The following is a 15,610-nucleotide window of genomic DNA, read 5'->3' as shown; positions in this document are numbered from 1 at the left end:
CCACGGCCGGCGGCGGCTGTCAGCGTTCCAGCCAGACGAGCGTGGCCATGCGGCCAGTCGTGCGGTCCCTGCGGTAGGAGAAAAAGCGATCGGCGTCGGTAACGGTACAGGCATCCCCGCCGTAAGCCCGCACGCAACCCGCGCGTGCCAACCGGATGCGGGCCAACGCATAAATATCGGCCCAGTACTTGCCCGGCGCGCCCGGGAGAAACGCTGCCTCGACCCCTGCCCGCTCGTCGTCGCGCGCGCGCTCGATGAAGGCGGCACGGACCTCGGCACCTACCTCGAATGCCGTCGGCCCGATGGCCGGACCAAGCCATGCAAGCCAGGTTGGATCGGGGCCGGCACGCGCTGCCATGCGTGCCAGCGTGGCCTCGATGACCCCATCACAGAGCCCTCTCCAGCCCGCATGTGCCGCGCCAACGACCGTGCCCGCCGCATCGCAGAGCAGCACTGGCAGGCAATCGGCCGTCATGATCGCGCAGACGTGGCCTGACTCGGTGGCGATGCTCGCGTCCGCCTGCGGCACACCATCCGTGACGCCGTCGGCCGTGACCACGCCACAGCCATGCACCTGGTCGAGCCAGCGCGGCATAGCCGGCAGATGTTCCGCCAAGCGCTGCCGATTCTCGGACACGGCGGCCGGGTCATCACCGACATGCGTGCCGAGATTCAGGCCACCGGTCGATCCATCGGCCAGGCCGTAGGGGCTTGCACTGACACCACCATGGCGCGTGGTCGACAATGCGCGCACCCACGCCGGCGCGGGCCAGTCGGGCACGATCCAGGCCGGGCGATCATTCGTCGTCATGGTCGTCGTGGTCGTCGTGGTCGACTTGGTCATCGTCGTCCCCTTCGTACCAGTCGTCTTCCTCTTCATCGTCCTGCGCATGCCCCTCGAAGTCGAGGGCATCGATCAAGGCCTGGAGGTCTTCAGGCGGCTCGGCTTCCCACGACATCTTGCGGCCGGTGACCGGATGCACGAGCCCCAGCCGGTAGGCATGGAGCGCCTGGCGCGTGAACGGGACAGGCAGCGGCACACGGATCGCGGGGCGCTGCCCGCGTTGCGTGGCCTTGTGATAGACGGGATCGCCCACCAGCGGATGGCCGATCGACTCGAAATGCACGCGGATCTGGTGCGTCCGACCGGTCTCGAGCTGGCACATCACCATCGACACCTTACCCCGGCCCAGCGGCACCGTGCCAAGGGTCTCGAAGTGCGTGCGCGACGGTTTGCCGCTGTTCGTATGCACGATCGCCATGCGCGTGCGCTCGCGAGGGTCCCGGCCGATCGGTGCATCGATCGTGCCGTCATCGGGGGTCTCGCCCCAGACCAGCGCGAGATAGGTCCGCTTGACCGTGCGCGCGGCGAGCTGTCGCACCAGATCCGTCTGGGCGACCAGCGTCCGTGCCACCACCATCAGGCCGGAGGTTTCCTTGTCCAGCCGGTGGACAATCCCCGCGCGGGGCAGCCTTGCCGCAGACGGGTCGCGATGCAGCAGCCCGTTCAGCACGGTGCCGCTCCAGTTGCCGGCGGCGGGGTGGACGACCAGTCCGGCAGGCTTGTTGATGACCAACATGGCATCATCCTCGTACACGACGTCGAGGGGCACGTCTTCCGCCGTGAATGCCATGGACTCCGGGGCGGCCTGCGGCTGGACCTCGATCTTCTGGCCCATCTGGACCGATGCCTTGGCACGGCTTGGCTCGCCATCGACCCTTACGGCGCCATCCTCGATCCATTGCTGGATACGGCTACGCGAAAACTCGCTGAAGTGCCGCGCGAGCAGCTTGTCGAGGCGCTCGCCGTGAGACGCGCTATCGACTTCCATGTACAGTGGCACGAAATCCGACGCGGCCGGCGGCGAGACCGGCACATCGTCGTTGAACTCACCGAGGTCGCCAAACTCCTCCGTATCGACGTCCGCTACGGCGGTGGATTCGGTGTGGCGCTCCGGCCCGGTTTCGGGCTTGGGGCTTCGGCTATAATGCTTGGCGCTATTTTTCATCCGGGAACAGGTTGCCCATGCAATTGCAGAGCATGAGACGCGCTAATTGGCGCGCGAGATTTGGAGCGATTTTGCTTGCAGGCGGCTGCGTCATGCTGTCCGCGTGCGGCCTGCTGGGCGACCAGCCGGACGAAACGGCTGGCTGGTCAGCGAACAAATTATATTCTGAAGCCAAGGATGCTCTAGATGGCGGCGACTACACGCGCGCCGTCAAGCTCTACGAGAAGCTCGAGGGCCGCTATCCATTTGGCCGTTACGCCCAGCAGGCGCAGATCGATACGGCCTACGCCAACTACAAGGATGGCGAGACCGCTGCCGCGCTGGCTGCCGTCGACCGCTTCATCCAGTTGCACCCGAGCCACCCGAACATCGATTACGCCTACTACCTCAAGGGGCTGATCAACTTCAACGACAACCTGGGCTGGCTGGGCCGGTTCTCCGGCCAGGATCTGAGCGAACGTGATCCGAAGGCGGCGCGAGCAGCCTATGACGCGTTCCAGATCCTGATCACCCGCTACCCGGACAGCAAGTACACGCCCGACGCCACGCTGCGCATGCAGTACATCGTCAACTCGCTGGCCCAGCACGAAGTTCACGCGGCGCGTTACTACTATCGCCGCGGCGCCTACCTGGCTGCGGTCAACCGCGCGCAGCAGGCGCTGAAGGACTACGACGGCGCGCCGGCCAACGAGGAAGCGCTGTATATCATGGTCCGCTCGTATGATGCGCTGGGCATGAAGGATCTGCGCGACGATGCCGCCCGCGTGATGGAACGCAACTATCCGAACAGCGACTACATCAAATATGGGCAGCGCCGCAAGGACAAGTCCTGGTGGGAAGTGTTCTGAGGTTGCCGAACCTGTCCGCAATGGACATTTCGATGCAAGCAACAAAAAAGTGCCGGTGTCAAGTCTTTCGCGCAAATCACGCAGGGCTTGAAACCGTATATGGGGCAGTAGGTTAGCTCTTTTCGGGGCCGCTTTGCAGAACCGCGGCTTCGTCGGCTAGGAGCCACATAAGAGCGTCGGGAGAGAAAGCCGCATCGCACTGTGTCGTGCTGGATTGCCGAGGAACGGCGGGCCTGTCGCGTCATCATAGCCCAAGAGGCTTGGCGGCCTCCAGAATGAAGAACGCGCAGCTGAGGGCTGCGCGTTCGATGGATGCCGTTGGAATGCGATGCCATCATGTAGGCTTTGATGGCGCGCTCCGGGTCGTCGTGCCCTTCCTGAATCCCCGATCCCCCGCCATGAACGCCTCCAGCATGTGCGGGATCAACTTCTCTGCATCGACTGCTTCGCCATATGCCTGCGCGTGCAGCGCGGCGTAGCGGTCGAGGTCGGCTTTCAGGCTGGCCGGGCAGGCAAAGGTCAGCTTGACGTTCTCGGTCTTGGGCAGCGGCCCGAGCCGCAGCTTCTTGGTCGCGCTCATTGCGAAGCTCCCCGATTGAAGAACAGCGGCTGGTAGGGCCGCAGCACTAGATCCCGGTTGACGATGATCCGCACCGGCAGGCCCGGCCGCTCGGTCAGCGTCGGCTGGATGTTCATGTTGCGCCGGGTGATCTCCTGGCCGACCTGATTGATGCCGTCCTGGGCGCTGTCGCGCCCGGCGATGACGATGCGGTTGCCGTCCTGGCGGTTCTCCGGCGCGGCCAGCTCGGCTCCGACGCCCAGCAGCGTCGTCAGCACCGCGCCCGCGACGATGCGATTCCAATGCCAATCCACGTCATCCTCTAGACCGGAATAGCCGGCTGGATCGGTGCCGACAAGGTTGTCGAGCGTCAGCGAGGACGTGTCGGGCAGGATGATCCGGTTCCACACCACCTGCACGCGGCTCTGCCCGTAGCTGACCTGGCTGTTGTAGCGCCCGAGGATGCGCGACCCCTGCGGGATCAGCAGGTACTTGCCTGTAGCCGTGTCATAGACCGGCTCCGTCACCGTGGCGATCACGTCGCCCGGCAAGTCCGACTTGATGCCCGTCACCAGCGCGCCCGCGATCACGGTTCCAGCCATCACCTGATAGGGCGACGCCGGCAGCGCCAGATTGCCGGAATTGCGGGTTTCCGTAGAACCGGCTTTCAGGAACGCCTCCTTCTGGTCTTGCCGGTTCTGCACGGCGGTCGGGTCGCCAGGCTGCGCCGCCGTCGAGGCCGACCCGGCTGCGAGCGGGTCGAAGGCCGCGAGCGCGCTTGCACCACCAGGCGCACCCGGCGTCGCCTGCGCCACCGCGGCGGTGGGGCCTTGGCCGCCCGAACGGAAGAACACCGACGAAGCCGCAGCGGCTTCTTCCTCCTTGCGCAAGGCATCGTTGGGATGGTGGCCGGGGGCCGCGTAAGCGGCCACGGCCGGCTGCTGCGAGTTCACGATGGCCGGGCCAAGATCGCCCGGCAGCGGCGGCCCCAACTCGGGCACCTTCGGCTGCAGCTTCGAGTAGTCGGCCGGCAGGCCGTCCAGCCCTTCGGACTTCGAGACGCGATCGACGTTGTAAAGCTCGGGCTGCTCGCCCGCGCTGCGCCGCTGCGGTTGCAACGACCAGATCGTGGCTCCGAGCACGGCGACCGACAGGCCGCCGACGAGGATGGCCAGCGTGCGCCGGTTCAGGCGCGTGACCGGGCGCGGCTGGGCGCGCAGCGCCAACGCCTCGGGCGCGACCTTGCCCGCTTGCGGCCTGGCGAGGTCGGGGGTGTCGTCCTGGATCATGGTCAGTTCCTCCGTGCCACGCCATCCGTGCGCTCGATCCGCACCATGGCGCCCTTGTCGCCGCCCAGGCGCAGCTCTGCCGCGCCAAAGAGGCGATCCACGATGTAGTACGGCGAGCGGAAGCGGTAGTTCACCAGTTGCCCGTCGCCTTCCGGCCCTATCACGAACAGCGGCGGCAGCTCGCCTTGCGCGATGCCAGCGGGGAACTGGATATAGACCTTCTGCCCGTCGTCGAAGGCGCGCAACGGCTTCCACGGCGGATTGCTGCCGCTGATTGCGTAGCGGAAGCGCAGGTTCTCTAGCGCCAGCCCGGCATCGACCGGCGCGGCGGCATTGGCCGCCTGCGCTTGGCGCTGTAGCGCCAGCATCCGGTCGCGCGGGTACTCCCAGGACACCGACGCCATCCACGTCTTTTCCGTCGAAGCCAGCTCCAGCAGGTACGTCCTGCGGCTGGTGGTGATGACGAGATTGGTCTTGAGGCCTGAGCGAATCGGCTTGACCAGCACGTTCACGCGCAGATCGGCACCGCTGCCGCTGGACGTGTCGCCCACGATCCAGCGCACGGTATCGCCAGCGGCCACCGTCACCAGTTCCTCGCCCGGCTGGAGCGAAACCACGGTCACGCGGCCCACGGCCGCATAGACCTGATAGAGCGCCCCGTCCGTGAAGGGCCAAACCTGAATCGCATTGACGTAGCCCTCGCGCGTGGGGGCTACGCGGGCCTCGGCATTGGCGCGCGAGACGCGCACCTTCTCGTCAGCCGGCTCCGGCGCAGGTTTGGCGTCCTCAGCTTCGGGCAACGGCTTCAACTGCGCCGGCATCGGTAGAACCTCGGGCACGGCCACCACCTCCACCGGCGCGGGCGGCTCCGGCAGCGGCTGGGCCTGCACCGGCTCATCGAGCGAGATGGTCGGCGGTGGCTTGCCCTGCGAGGCGCAGCCCACGAGGGCAAGCAGGATCACCGGCAAAGCGGATTTACGGAAAAGATCATTCATGGCTTGGCTCCTTCGGAAGAATCCAGTTCGCGGCTCCACGACAGGCCGTTGACGTAGATGCCCAGGGGGTTCTTGCGCAGGCGTTCTTCGGTGCGCGGCGGCTGGAGCACGATGGACACCACGGCCGTCCACCGCTCCAGGCCCGCCGCGGCGCCGTTGACGTAGCGGCGTTCCGTCCAGCGCACGTTGAAAGACGTGTCGCTGGCGCGCACGACGCTGGTGATCTGCACCGTCACCGACTCCTTGCCGATGCGCGCGAACGGGTCGTTGACTCGCGCGTAGTCGTTGAGCACGGCCGCGCCCTTGTCGGTCGTGTAATCGTAGGCGTCCAGCCAGTTCTGGCGGACGACGATGGGGTCGATGGACAGCGAGCGCACCAGCGTCACGAAGCGCGCGATGTGGTGCGCCGTCTGTGCATCGTTGGGCCGGTACGGCGTGGCGGCTTCGCCCACGGCGCGCACCTGGCCCGCGTTGTCCACCTCCACGACGTAGGGCGTCACGAAGGACTGCGCCGAGCGCCACACCAGGCCGCCGGCCATCAACAGCGCGAGCGTCAGACAGCCGAAGGCCATCAGGCGCCAGTTCTTCGCCTGCACGCGCGGCGAGCCGATACGGTCGTCCCACACCTGGCCGGCAGCTTGGTACGGCGTGGCAGGCTGCGGCGTGTCGGCATAGCGCACCTGCGGTTTTCTGAATCGCATGGTCAGTTCTCCTTGTGAATCGCTTTACTCGTCGGAGCCGCGCAGGCTCGGGCCTTGCCCCGAGCCGCCACCGTCACCGCCGCGCAGCGTGTGCGCGGCGGTGGTCGCGGCGTGGGTGAGTTGCTGGCGGCGATGCAGCCGCTTGGCCCAGGCGGGTTGTTCCGGCTTCTGTGCAGCGGCGTCGCCTGCGGGGGCTTCTCCTGCGGAGGCTTGGCCGGCTGACGCGCCAGCGTCGGCCATCGAGCCATTCCAGCCAGCACGGAACGGAGCGGCCATCCGCTGCCCGGCAGCGGAAGCACGGGATGCAGCCGCGTATCCGGCGGCCTGCGCGCCGGTCTTGGCGACGTTGCCCAGGCCCGCCATCGCGCCCTTTGCGCCGCCGCCAGCGGCGGCGGAACCGGCCTGGAACGCCGACTTCGCACTGCCGGCCGCCGTCGTGGCGGCGCGCGCACCGCTTCCGGCCAGCTTGGCGGCAGCCGGGGCCATGCGCGCGCCAGCAGCCACGGCGCCACCCACGCCCGTCGCGGCGGCGCCGATGGCGACAGCCGTGCCGGCAGCGCCGACAGCAGCACCGGCCATTGCGCCAGCGCCGAGCTGCGGCGCACCGGACACGAGGCCCGTGGCGACGCCGGGGCCGAAGATCCCCAGCGCCAGCAAGGTGAGCGAGGCCAGCATGATGACCAGCGCGTGGTCGATGGACGGTTCGGCGGGATGGACTTGAAACTGCGCGAACAGGCCCGAGCCGATGCCCACGATCACGGCCAGCACCAGTACCTTGACGCCGGACGACACCACGTTGCCCAGCACCTTCTCGGCGAGGAAGCTGGTCTTGTTCCACAGCGCGAACGGCACCAACACGAAGCCCGCGAGTGTGGTCAGCTTGAACTCGATCAGCGTGATGAAAAGCTGGATCGCCAGCACGAAGAAGCACAGGACCACGACCAACCAAGCGAGGAACATCACCACGATGGGATCGAGGTTCACGAACACCTCGGGAAACCCGGCCATCTCGCCGATCTGTTCCAGAATTGGCGCCCCGGCGTCGATGCCGGTCTTGGCCAGCCGGCCCGGCTGGAGGAAGTTCTCCATCGTGATGGCCGAGCCGGTGGCGGTGATGCCCAACCCGGCGAACGAGCGGAACACGATGCTGGCCAGCCAGTTGAAGTTGTTGAGGATATAGGCGAAGGCACCGACGTAGAGCACCTTGCGCAGCAGCTTGGCGATCACGTCCTCGCCCTGGCCGGTGGCATGGCTCATGGCCCAATACAGGCCGGCGATCGTCATGTCGATGACGATCAGCGTGGCCGTGAGGAACGCCACTTCGCCCCGCAGCAGTCCGAAACCCGAGTCGATGTAGGTGGCGAAGGTGTTGAGGAACTGGTCGATGATGGTCACGTCATTCATGGCGTGTCCTCCGGTTCGACGGGAACGGCCGGCGCCATGCCATCGGCCGATTCCTCGAAGCTCGGCGGGATCGGCGGCAGGTCGGGCAGCGTCAGGTATTCATCAGGCCCGGCCTGGCCAGAAAAGAAGCGCCGCCGGAAGGCTTCGGTAGCGGCGCGGCAGGCGTCCTCGCCCGTAGCCTGTCGGTCGGCCGCGCATTGCGCGCGCAATGCCTTGAGCCGCACGGGATCGGCGGCCAAGGCATCGGCAAGATTGTCGGCCGGCTGCTCGCTGCAAGCGGCCAGCAGCACAGCACACAGGACGAGGACACATCGCATGGCGGCCTCCCGTCAGTCGCGGTAGAAGTTCACGGTCTGCGGCGTGTACGGCGTGCCTTCGCCCAGGAAGCGCCGCCGCACTTCGCGGGCACGTTCCGTGGCCGCCGCCTGTCGCGCCAGCTCCAGCGAGGCGGCCCGGTCTTGTGTGATCTGGAGCCGTTGCGCCTGTATCGATTGCTTGGCCTGCAAGGCGAGCAACTGATTCATGGCCTGCATGGCCTGCAATGCACCGTGGGCCGACTGGCTCTTGCTCACAAGGTCGGCCAGCACGCTTTCGTCTTCGCCCAGGTTCTGCGACACCTGCGCCTGCATCTGCATGGTGGTCTGCAAGCCGTTGAGCGTGTTCCGCCAACGCTCCTGCGCGTCGCGGTACATCTGGTCGCCGCTGACGGTGGCGGCGTACTGCTCGGGATACAGGCGCGCGAACTCCCGATCGAGGTTCGTCACGTCGTAGGCCAAGCCGCGAGCCTGAGCGATCAGCCGCTCGGTCGTCGCCAGATTGGCGCGCAACTGGTTCACCACGCTGGACGGCAGGCTGGCGAGGTTGCGCGCCTGGTTCATCAGCATCTGCGCTTCGTTCTGAAGCTGCTGGATCTGGTTGTTGATCTGCTCCAGCGTGCGAATCGCGGTCAGCGTGTTCTGCACGAAGTTGGACGGATCGAACACCGTGATGGCAGATGCCGGTTGTACGGCCAGCAGCGATACCGACAGCGCGGCGGCGAGAGAAATGGAAAGCGCACGGATCTTCATAGCTGGTTCTCCAATAGGTGGTCAGCGGTACGGAGGGAACCCGGCGCGAGGCCGGGGAACGAGGGCAGCAGATCGGCCGCCCAATCGAGGCCGCAATGGCGCAGCCAGCCGCCTGCGAAGCCGGGCGTGCCGGCGTCCAGCAGCACGCGGTCCATGTCGCGCTGGTCTTGCGGCGTGGAAGCGCCCGCAAAGGCCAGCGTCGCCGGCCCCAGGTCGAGGTCGAATAGGCGGTTGCCGAAGCGGGATTGGTAGTAGTAGTCGCGCTTGGGCTGCGCGGTGGCGACGATTTCGATCTGCCGTGAGTTCAGGCCGAAGCCCTCGTAGATCGTACGAATCTGCGGCTCGGTCGCCTGCGGGTTCGGCAGGAAGATGCGGCTTGCGCAGCTCTCGATGATCGCGGGTGCGATGCTCGAATCCTTGATGTCCGCCAGCGATTGCGTGGCGAAGATGACACTGACGTTCTTTTTCCTGAGCGTCTTGAGCCATTGCCGGATACGCGCGGCAAACACCGGGTCATCGAGGAACAGCCACGCTTCATCGAGGATCAGCAGCGTGGGCGCACCGTCGAAGCGTTCATCGAAGCGCGCAAAGAGGTAATGCAGCACGGCCATGACGGCGGCCTTGTTGTGCATCAGTTCCTCCATCTCGAAGCACTGCACGTCGGCCATGCCTAGCCGGTCATGGTCGGCGTCCAGCAGCTTGCCGTGGGCACCGCCGAGCACATAGGGCGACAGCGCCTGACGCAGCGTGTTCGATTGCAGCAGCACGGAAAGCCCCGTCATCGTGCGCTGCTCCAACGGCGCACCGGCGAGGCTTCCCAGCGCCGACCAGATAGCCGCTTTCTCGTCGGGACCGACCGCCACGCCTTCATGCAGCAAGCGGCCTTCGATCCATTCGGCCGCCCAGGTGCGGTAGCCCTCGCGGTCGATGTGTGCCAAGGGCTGGAAGGCGATTTCGCCGTCCGTCCCGAGGTCGTAGTGCTCGCCGCCCAGCCCGAGAACCGTGGCGCGCATCGAGCGGCCCATGTCGAACGCGAAGATGCGCGAGCCGCGATAGCGGCGGAACTGCATTGCCAGCGTGGCGAGCAAAACCGACTTGCCCATGCCGGTCGGCCCCGCGACCAGCGTGTGGCCCACGTCGCCGATGTGAGTGACCAAGCGAAAAGGCGTGGCGCCATCGGTGCGCGTGACGATCAGCGGCGGGCCGTCCAGGTGCTCGTCCTTTTCCGGCCCGGCCCATACCGCCGACACCGGCATCATGTGAGCCAGGTTCAGCGTCGAGACGATGGGCTGCCGCACGTTGGCGTAGGCGTTGCCCGGAATGGACGACAGCCACGCATCCACGGCGTTGAGCGTTTCCGGGATGGTGATGAAGCCGCGTCCCTGAATGACGCGCTCAACCATGCGCAGCTTCTCGTCGGCCACGGCCGGGTCGGCATCGAGCACCGTCACCGTCGCGGTGAGGTAGCCGAAGGCGACTTGATCGCTGCCCAGCTCCTGCAAGGCCGCGTCTGCATCCGCCGCCTTGTTGCTGGCGTCGGTATCCACCAGCGGGCTTTCTTGCTGGAAGATCGTTTCGCGCAGCAGCGCGATGACGTTCTTGCGCTTGGCGAACCACTGGCGGCGCAGGCGCCCCAACTCCCGTTCCGCCTCGGCTTTGTCGAGGCACAGGAAGCGCGTGCTCCAGCGGTAGGCAAAGCCGAGGCGGTTGAGGTCGTCCAGAATCCCCGGCCAGGTCGAGGTCGGGAAGCCCCGCACCGACACCACGCGCAGGTGCTGGTCGCCCAGCATCGGTGCCAGGCCACCGACCAGCGCGGAATCGGTCAGCAGCGCGTCGATGTGGAACGGCACTTCGGGCACGCCGACGCGATAGCGCCGCGTCGAGATGGTGGCGTGTAGGTAGGTCAGCGTCTGGCTGTCATCGAGCCAGGTGATTTCCGGCATCACGCCATCGAGCAGGTCAAAGACGCGATCCGTCTCCGCGACGAAGGCTTGCAGGCGCTCGCGCCAGTCCACGCCATTCGTCGGCGTGTTCTCGTAGAGCATCTTGGCGGCACGGGCGCGCGATTCCTCGGGCGGCAGGTACACCAGCGTCAGGTGATAGCCGCTCTCGAAGTGGTTGCCCGAGTCCTCGAAGGTGGCGCGGCGTTCCTCGTCCACCAGCCACGACAGTGGCTCGGGAAACTCCGAGTGCGGATAGTCGGCGGCGGGTCGGCGCTCTGCTTCAATGAACAGCGCCCAGCCCGAACCCATGCGGCGCAGGGCGTTGTTCAGGCGTGCCGACGTGGCGATCAACTCGCCTTGCGTCGCGCTGTCGAGGTCAGGCCCGCGAAACCGGGCCGTGCGCTGGAAACTGCCGTCCTTGTTCAAGACGACGCCCGGCGCAACCAATCCAGCCCACGGCAGCCAGTCGGCGAGCAATGCGGGTCGCTGGCGGTATTCGGCAAGGTTCAGCATGGCGGCGTCCCCTCACACGTCCAGCAGCGGGCGGTGCTTGATGTGCCGGGCGAACACGGCCATGAACTGCGGATCGACGCGCGCGCCCCATACCGCCAGCGAATGGCCGACGATCCAGAGCACGACGCCAGGAATCCACAGTTGCAGGCCTAGCCCGACGGCGGCGGCCAGCGTGCCGTTGGCGATTGCCACGGTGCGCGGCGCACCGCCCAGCAGGATCGGCTCGGTCAGCGAGCGATGCAGCGGCACCTCGAACCCAGCCGCGAAGGTATCCGGGCCGCTCATACGACGGCCCCGCCGGAGAAGCTGAAGAACGACAGGAAGAAGCTCGAAGCCGCGAACGCGATGGACAGGCCGAACACGATCTGGATCAGCTTGCGGAAACCACCCGACGTGTCGCCGAAGGCCAGCGCGAGGCCGGTTGCGATGATGATGATGACCGCGACGATGCGCGCCACCGGCCCCTGGATGGATTCGAGGATGGATTGCAGCGGGCCTTCCCACGGCATCGAGGAACCGGCGGCCTGCGCGGTGCCGGCCAGGAACAGCAGCAGCGCGGCCAGCAGCAGCCCTTGCCCAGCAGGGCGGGCCAGGCTACGCAGCCGTGCAAGGCGCAAAGCCGGATTTACGGAAACACGGAAAGCAGAAATGGTCATCTGCGTCATGGCAGTTCTCCAGGTTGGTCAGGGGACGGGGAAGTCGCCGCAGCGGATGCGGCATCGGGGATCGGCAGTAGCTCGGGAAACGACGTTTCCAGCGCGTCCGCCAGTTGGTAGCCCACGCCGTCGAAGCCGACGACGCGGGCGATGCTCTCGATGCGGCGCTTGCGCCCGCGCCCGGCGATGTGGATCACCACGTTGACCGCCTCGGCGATCAGCGCACGGGGCGGATTCACGGCCACTTCGAGAATCAGTTGCTCCAGGCGCAGCAGCGCGCCGAGCGCGGAGCCGGCGTGGATCGTGGCGATGCCGCCGGGGTGGCCCGTGCCCCACACCTTGATGAGATCCAGCGCCTCGGCGCCGCGCACCTCGCCGACGACGACACGATCGGGCCGCAGTCGCATGGACGAGCGCACCAGCTCCGTCATGGACACCACGCCCGCGCGTGTGCGCAGCGGAACGTGGTCGCGGGCCGCGCATTGCAGTTCCACAGTGTCTTCGAGCACCAGCACGCGGTCGCCGGTGGCGGCGATCTCGGCCAGCAGCGCGTTCGCCAAGGTCGTCTTGCCGCTGCTGGTGGCGCCGGCGATCAGCACGTTCTGCCGCTCGCGTACGGCGCGAACGAGAAAGCCCGCCTGTGCGGCGGTCATCATTCCCTCCACGACGTAGCGCTCCAGCGGAATCACGCCGATGGCCCGCTTGCGCAGCGCGAAGGCCGGCCCCGGCGCTGCCGGCGGCAAAATGCCCTCGAAGCGTTCGCCCGTCTCGGGCAACTCGGCGGACAGCAGCGGCTGGCCGCGATGGACTTCCGCGCCAACGTGGGCGGCCACGAGGCGGATGATTCGCTCGCCGTCCGCCTCGGGCAGTTCCACGCCCATCGGCGCGCGCCCACTGGAAAGCCGATCCACCCAAAGGGTGCGATCGGGATTCAGCATCACCTCCACCACGTCCGGGTCTTCGAGCGCGGCGGCGATCAGCGGCCCCATCGCCGTGCGCAGCATCTGGATGCGGCGGTCGAGCGACGTGGCACTCATGGACTGCCCTTCAATGGAGATTCGGGCGCTCATGACGCACGCTCCTGCGCTTGCGTGGCTGCCGCCGCGTCCTCCATTCGCATCGGGTCGGGATGCAACTCCTCCACCACGTCACGCACCAGGCTGCGGCCCCGCAGCAATTGGCGGCCAAGCTGCTCGGTGAACTGCTCGAAGCGCGCCTTGCCCTGGGCGCGCGCCGCCTCCTGATGGGCCTCCGGCACCGGCGTGCTGACGGTCAGGTAGTAGCGGATGAACAGCGCCAGCGTCTCGATGGCGATGTTCTGGTCGCGCTCCATGCGCTCGGACTGGCGCGAGAGGCGATCCAGCCGCTTGGCGATGGCTGCCTCGCGCTGGTCGGCGGCATCGGGCGACAGCCACGATGCGAGCGCCGCCGCGACGATGGATGACTTGGACACGCCTTTCTTGGCGGCAAGCTCGTCGAGCCGCTTGGCGTGCTCGGGCTGGATAAAGAGGTTCAGGCGATAGTGGCTCATAGCTCGATTCCGTCGTTGGGGTCGAGGGAAGCCAGCCGGGCCGTGCGATGCATGGCTAGATCGAGCTGGCGAGGAAGCGGAAGCGGCAGGTCGTCGTCGTCATCGAGCAGCCCAAGGTCGGCCGCGGGAGCGGCCAGCTCGGGGTCGTAAGCGACGGTTTCGGAGAGTTCGGGCTGACGGCGCGGGCCGCCGTCGTCGGCCGTACCCAAGTCCTCCAGGCCATCGGCGGATGCCGTGGCTGGTGCGGTGGGCCCAGCAGGAATCGCCAGCCCACTCCAGTCGTCGGATCGCAATGGCGGCGCGTCTGCGTACTGCCCGTTCGCCAGCGTGGGCGGCGGCAGCACGCGACGCTTGAAATTGGCGTCCGCGTAGTAGCGCAGCTTCTTCGCCTTGATCGGCGCCACGCTCGACACCATCACCACCGCCACGTCAGGCGGAAGCTGCATGACTTCGCCGGGCGTCAGCAGCGGGCGCGCGGTTTCCTGACGCGACACCATGAGGTGGCCCAGCCACGGAGCCAGCCGGTGGCCTGCGTAATTGCGCTGGGCGCGCAGTTCGGTCGCTGTGCCCAGCGTCTCGGAAATCCGCTTGGCGGTGCGTTCGTCGTTCGTGGCGAACGTCACGCGCACATGGCAGTTGTCCAGAATCGAATGGTTCTGCCCATACGCCTTGTCGATCTGGTTGAGCGACTGCGCGATGAGGAAGCTGCGGATGCCGTAGCCGGCCATGAAGGCCAGCGCCGTCTCGAAGAAGTCCAGGCGCCCCAGCGCCGGGAACTCATCGAGCATCAGCAGCAGCTTGTGGCGGCGCTGAATGCCGTCGGAGCCATCGAGCGATTCGGTGAGCCGCCGCCCGATCTGGTTGAGGATCAGGCGGATGAGCGGCTTCGTCCGCGAAATGTCCGAAGGCGGCACCACCAGGTACAGCGACACCGGATGCTCGGCCGCGATCAGGTCGGCAATGCGCCAGTCGCAGCGCGACGTGATTTCGGCCACCGTCGGATCACGGTAGAGGCCCAAGAACGACATGGCGGTGCTCAATACGCCGGAACGCTCGTTGTCCGACTTGTTGAGCACTTCGCGCGCAGCGGACGCCACTACCGGATGTGGGCCATCGCCGAGGTGAAGCGTGGTCATCATCCGGTGCAAGGTCAGCTCGAAGGGGCTGGCCGGGTCGGAGAGGAAGTTGGCGACGCCGCGCAGCGTCTTGTCCTCGCCCGCGTAGAGCACATGCAGGATGGCCCCGACCAGCAGCGCGTGGCTGGTCTTTTCCCAATGGTTTCGCTTCTCCAGCGCGCCTTCGGGATCGACCAGAATGTCCGCGATGTTCTGCACGTCGCGCACCTCATGCGCGCCGCGGCGAACCTCCAGCAGCGGGTTGTAGGCGGCCGACTTCGCATCGGTGGGGTTGAACAGCAGGCAATGCGAGAAGCGCGAGCGCCAGCCGGCGGTGATCTGCCAGTTCTCGCCCTTGATGTCGTGGATGACGGCGGACGCAGGCCAGGAAAGCAGCGTCGGCACCACCAGGCCGACACCTTTGCCGCTGCGCGTGGGCGCGAAGGTCAGGACGTGTTCCGGGCCTTCATGCCGCAGGTACTGGCGGTCGTGCTGGCCGAGGAAGACGCCGGCTGGATGCGTGAGGCCCGCCATGCGAATGTCCTGCGCGTTAGCCCAACGCGCCGAGCCGTAGGTGGTGACGAGGCGAGCTTGGCGCGAGCGCCAGACCGACATGGCGATGGCAACGCCCACGGCGACCATGCCACTGGCGCCGGCGATGGCGCCGCCGGTGTCGAATACTTCCGGCGCATAGGCGCCGAAGAAGAACCACCACTCAAACAGCTTCCACGGGTGGTAGATCGGCGTGCCAAGAAGATCGAACCAGGGAGAGCCAAGGCGTACTTGATAGCCAAGGGCCGCTGCTGTCCATTGTGTGGCGCCCCACACGCCGGCGATCACGATGCCGAACACCACGGCGATCTGACCGAACAGCACGTTCGTCCCTTGCATGACCTGGCCTCCGATTTCTCCTGCGCTGATTCCTCATGGAAATCGCGGCACAGGAACGTGCCGCATGCGTCAGGATCGGTGCCGGGTCA

Annotated in this window: 16 protein-coding genes; 1 reads left to right on the top strand and 15 read right to left on the bottom strand. The window is 66.8% G+C overall.

The features are described from left to right. Positions 1 to 19: 19 nt before the first annotated feature. Both pgeF and RMET_RS06820 read right to left on the bottom strand, forming a co-directional pair. Positions 20 to 811, bottom strand: coding sequence for a peptidoglycan editing factor PgeF (pgeF, locus tag RMET_RS06825; RefSeq protein WP_011516118.1), 792 nt, complete (start codon positions 809 to 811; stop codon positions 20 to 22). Continuing rightward, on the bottom strand, positions 798 to 2,009 hold the full coding sequence (locus RMET_RS06820; RefSeq protein WP_011516117.1) for an RluA family pseudouridine synthase: 1,212 nt from the start codon (positions 2,007 to 2,009) through the stop codon (positions 798 to 800). Before RMET_RS06820 ends, pgeF begins: the two co-directional genes overlap by 14 nt. A gap of 17 nt (positions 2,010 to 2,026) precedes the next feature. Between RMET_RS06820 and RMET_RS06815 the strand changes: the two genes are divergently transcribed. After that, positions 2,027 to 2,857: an outer membrane protein assembly factor BamD gene (locus RMET_RS06815; protein ID WP_024570892.1), complete on the top strand. Its 831-nt coding sequence runs from the start codon at positions 2,027 to 2,029 to the stop codon at positions 2,855 to 2,857. Between the two features lie 334 nt (positions 2,858 to 3,191). Here RMET_RS06815 and RMET_RS06810 read toward each other — a convergent pair whose 3' ends face one another. From RMET_RS06810 to RMET_RS06750, 13 genes are read right to left on the bottom strand one after another with little or no spacing between them, the layout of a single operon-like run. Further along, the gene (locus RMET_RS06810; protein ID WP_011516115.1) at positions 3,192 to 3,437 is read right to left on the bottom strand and encodes a DUF2274 domain-containing protein; all 246 of its coding nucleotides are present in this window, start codon (positions 3,435 to 3,437) and stop codon (positions 3,192 to 3,194) included. Next, a complete protein-coding gene (locus tag RMET_RS06805) occupies positions 3,434 to 4,705 on the bottom strand; it encodes a TraB/TrbI/VirB10 family type IV secretion system protein (RefSeq protein ID WP_011516114.1) in 1,272 nt (423 codons plus the stop codon). The genes RMET_RS06810 and RMET_RS06805 overlap by 4 nt, the downstream gene beginning before the upstream one ends. Positions 4,706 to 4,707: 2 nt before the next feature. After that, on the bottom strand, positions 4,708 to 5,700 hold the full coding sequence (gene trbG, locus RMET_RS06800) for a P-type conjugative transfer protein TrbG (protein ID WP_011516113.1): 993 nt from the start codon (positions 5,698 to 5,700) through the stop codon (positions 4,708 to 4,710). Then, positions 5,697 to 6,401, bottom strand: a complete 705-nt coding sequence (gene trbF, locus RMET_RS06795; RefSeq protein WP_011516112.1) for a conjugal transfer protein TrbF — start codon at positions 6,399 to 6,401, stop codon at positions 5,697 to 5,699. The genes trbG and trbF overlap by 4 nt, the downstream gene beginning before the upstream one ends. 24 nt (positions 6,402 to 6,425) lie before the next feature. Then, positions 6,426 to 7,805, bottom strand: a complete 1,380-nt coding sequence (gene trbL / locus RMET_RS06790) for a P-type conjugative transfer protein TrbL (protein ID WP_011516111.1) — start codon at positions 7,803 to 7,805, stop codon at positions 6,426 to 6,428. Beyond that, the gene (locus tag RMET_RS06785; RefSeq protein WP_011516110.1) at positions 7,802 to 8,122 is read right to left on the bottom strand and encodes a hypothetical protein; all 321 of its coding nucleotides are present in this window, start codon (positions 8,120 to 8,122) and stop codon (positions 7,802 to 7,804) included. The genes trbL and RMET_RS06785 overlap by 4 nt, the downstream gene beginning before the upstream one ends. A 12-nt stretch (positions 8,123 to 8,134) precedes the next feature. Continuing rightward, positions 8,135 to 8,872, bottom strand: coding sequence for a P-type conjugative transfer protein TrbJ (gene trbJ, locus RMET_RS06780; protein ID WP_011516109.1), 738 nt, complete (start codon positions 8,870 to 8,872; stop codon positions 8,135 to 8,137). Then, positions 8,869 to 11,328, bottom strand: coding sequence for a conjugal transfer protein TrbE (gene trbE / locus RMET_RS06775; protein WP_011516108.1), 2,460 nt, complete (start codon positions 11,326 to 11,328; stop codon positions 8,869 to 8,871). Before trbE ends, trbJ begins: the two co-directional genes overlap by 4 nt. Positions 11,329 to 11,340: 12 nt before the next feature. Continuing rightward, positions 11,341 to 11,613 carry a VirB3 family type IV secretion system protein gene (locus RMET_RS06770; RefSeq protein ID WP_003138984.1) on the bottom strand — a complete coding sequence of 91 codons (273 nt, stop codon included), beginning with the start codon at positions 11,611 to 11,613 and terminating at the stop codon, positions 11,341 to 11,343. Continuing rightward, the gene (locus RMET_RS06765; protein ID WP_011516107.1) at positions 11,610 to 11,993 is read right to left on the bottom strand and encodes a TrbC/VirB2 family type IV secretion system protein; all 384 of its coding nucleotides are present in this window, start codon (positions 11,991 to 11,993) and stop codon (positions 11,610 to 11,612) included. The genes RMET_RS06770 and RMET_RS06765 overlap by 4 nt, the downstream gene beginning before the upstream one ends. Continuing rightward, positions 11,990 to 13,054: a P-type conjugative transfer ATPase TrbB gene (gene trbB, locus RMET_RS06760; protein WP_011516106.1), complete on the bottom strand. Its 1,065-nt coding sequence runs from the start codon at positions 13,052 to 13,054 to the stop codon at positions 11,990 to 11,992. The genes RMET_RS06765 and trbB overlap by 4 nt, the downstream gene beginning before the upstream one ends. Beyond that, the gene (locus RMET_RS06755) at positions 13,051 to 13,515 is read right to left on the bottom strand and encodes a ribbon-helix-helix protein, CopG family (protein WP_011516105.1); all 465 of its coding nucleotides are present in this window, start codon (positions 13,513 to 13,515) and stop codon (positions 13,051 to 13,053) included. Before RMET_RS06755 ends, trbB begins: the two co-directional genes overlap by 4 nt. Continuing rightward, positions 13,512 to 15,521 (bottom strand): conjugal transfer protein TraG, encoded by a 2,010-nt coding sequence (locus tag RMET_RS06750; protein WP_041240082.1) that lies wholly within the window; start codon positions 15,519 to 15,521, stop codon positions 13,512 to 13,514. Before RMET_RS06750 ends, RMET_RS06755 begins: the two co-directional genes overlap by 4 nt. Between the last annotated feature and the right edge of the window lie 89 nt (positions 15,522 to 15,610).

Origin of the sequence: Cupriavidus metallidurans CH34 (genome assembly GCF_000196015.1) — a bacterium.
In the GTDB taxonomy this organism is placed as follows: Bacteria; Pseudomonadota; Gammaproteobacteria; order Burkholderiales; family Burkholderiaceae; genus Cupriavidus; species Cupriavidus metallidurans.
Note: the sequence above shows the minus strand (reverse complement) of the source record. Positions and strands in the feature narration are given on the sequence as shown.

Coding starts and splice junctions, on each gene's coding strand:
- RMET_RS06785 (WP_011516110.1), bottom strand. CDS start 8,122: ATGCGATGTGTCCTCGTCCTGTGTGCTGTGCTGCTGGCCGCTTGCAGC.
- trbG (WP_011516113.1), bottom strand. CDS start 5,700: ATGAATGATCTTTTCCGTAAATCCGCTTTGCCGGTGATCCTGCTTGCC.
- trbE (WP_011516108.1), bottom strand. CDS start 11,328: ATGCTGAACCTTGCCGAATACCGCCAGCGACCCGCATTGCTCGCCGAC.
- RMET_RS06765 (WP_011516107.1), bottom strand. CDS start 11,993: ATGACGCAGATGACCATTTCTGCTTTCCGTGTTTCCGTAAATCCGGCT.
- RMET_RS06750 (WP_041240082.1), bottom strand. CDS start 15,521: ATGCAAGGGACGAACGTGCTGTTCGGTCAGATCGCCGTGGTGTTCGGC.
- RMET_RS06810 (WP_011516115.1), bottom strand. CDS start 3,437: ATGAGCGCGACCAAGAAGCTGCGGCTCGGGCCGCTGCCCAAGACCGAG.
- RMET_RS06755 (WP_011516105.1), bottom strand. CDS start 13,515: ATGAGCCACTATCGCCTGAACCTCTTTATCCAGCCCGAGCACGCCAAG.
- RMET_RS06805 (WP_011516114.1), bottom strand. CDS start 4,705: ATGATCCAGGACGACACCCCCGACCTCGCCAGGCCGCAAGCGGGCAAG.
- RMET_RS06770 (WP_003138984.1), bottom strand. CDS start 11,613: ATGAGCGGCCCGGATACCTTCGCGGCTGGGTTCGAGGTGCCGCTGCAT.
- RMET_RS06815 (WP_024570892.1), top strand. CDS start 2,027: ATGCAATTGCAGAGCATGAGACGCGCTAATTGGCGCGCGAGATTTGGA.
- trbL (WP_011516111.1), bottom strand. CDS start 7,805: ATGAATGACGTGACCATCATCGACCAGTTCCTCAACACCTTCGCCACC.
- trbB (WP_011516106.1), bottom strand. CDS start 13,054: ATGAGCGCCCGAATCTCCATTGAAGGGCAGTCCATGAGTGCCACGTCG.
- RMET_RS06820 (WP_011516117.1), bottom strand. CDS start 2,009: ATGAAAAATAGCGCCAAGCATTATAGCCGAAGCCCCAAGCCCGAAACC.
- pgeF (WP_011516118.1), bottom strand. CDS start 811: ATGACGACGAATGATCGCCCGGCCTGGATCGTGCCCGACTGGCCCGCG.
- trbF (WP_011516112.1), bottom strand. CDS start 6,401: ATGCGATTCAGAAAACCGCAGGTGCGCTATGCCGACACGCCGCAGCCT.
- trbJ (WP_011516109.1), bottom strand. CDS start 8,872: ATGAAGATCCGTGCGCTTTCCATTTCTCTCGCCGCCGCGCTGTCGGTA.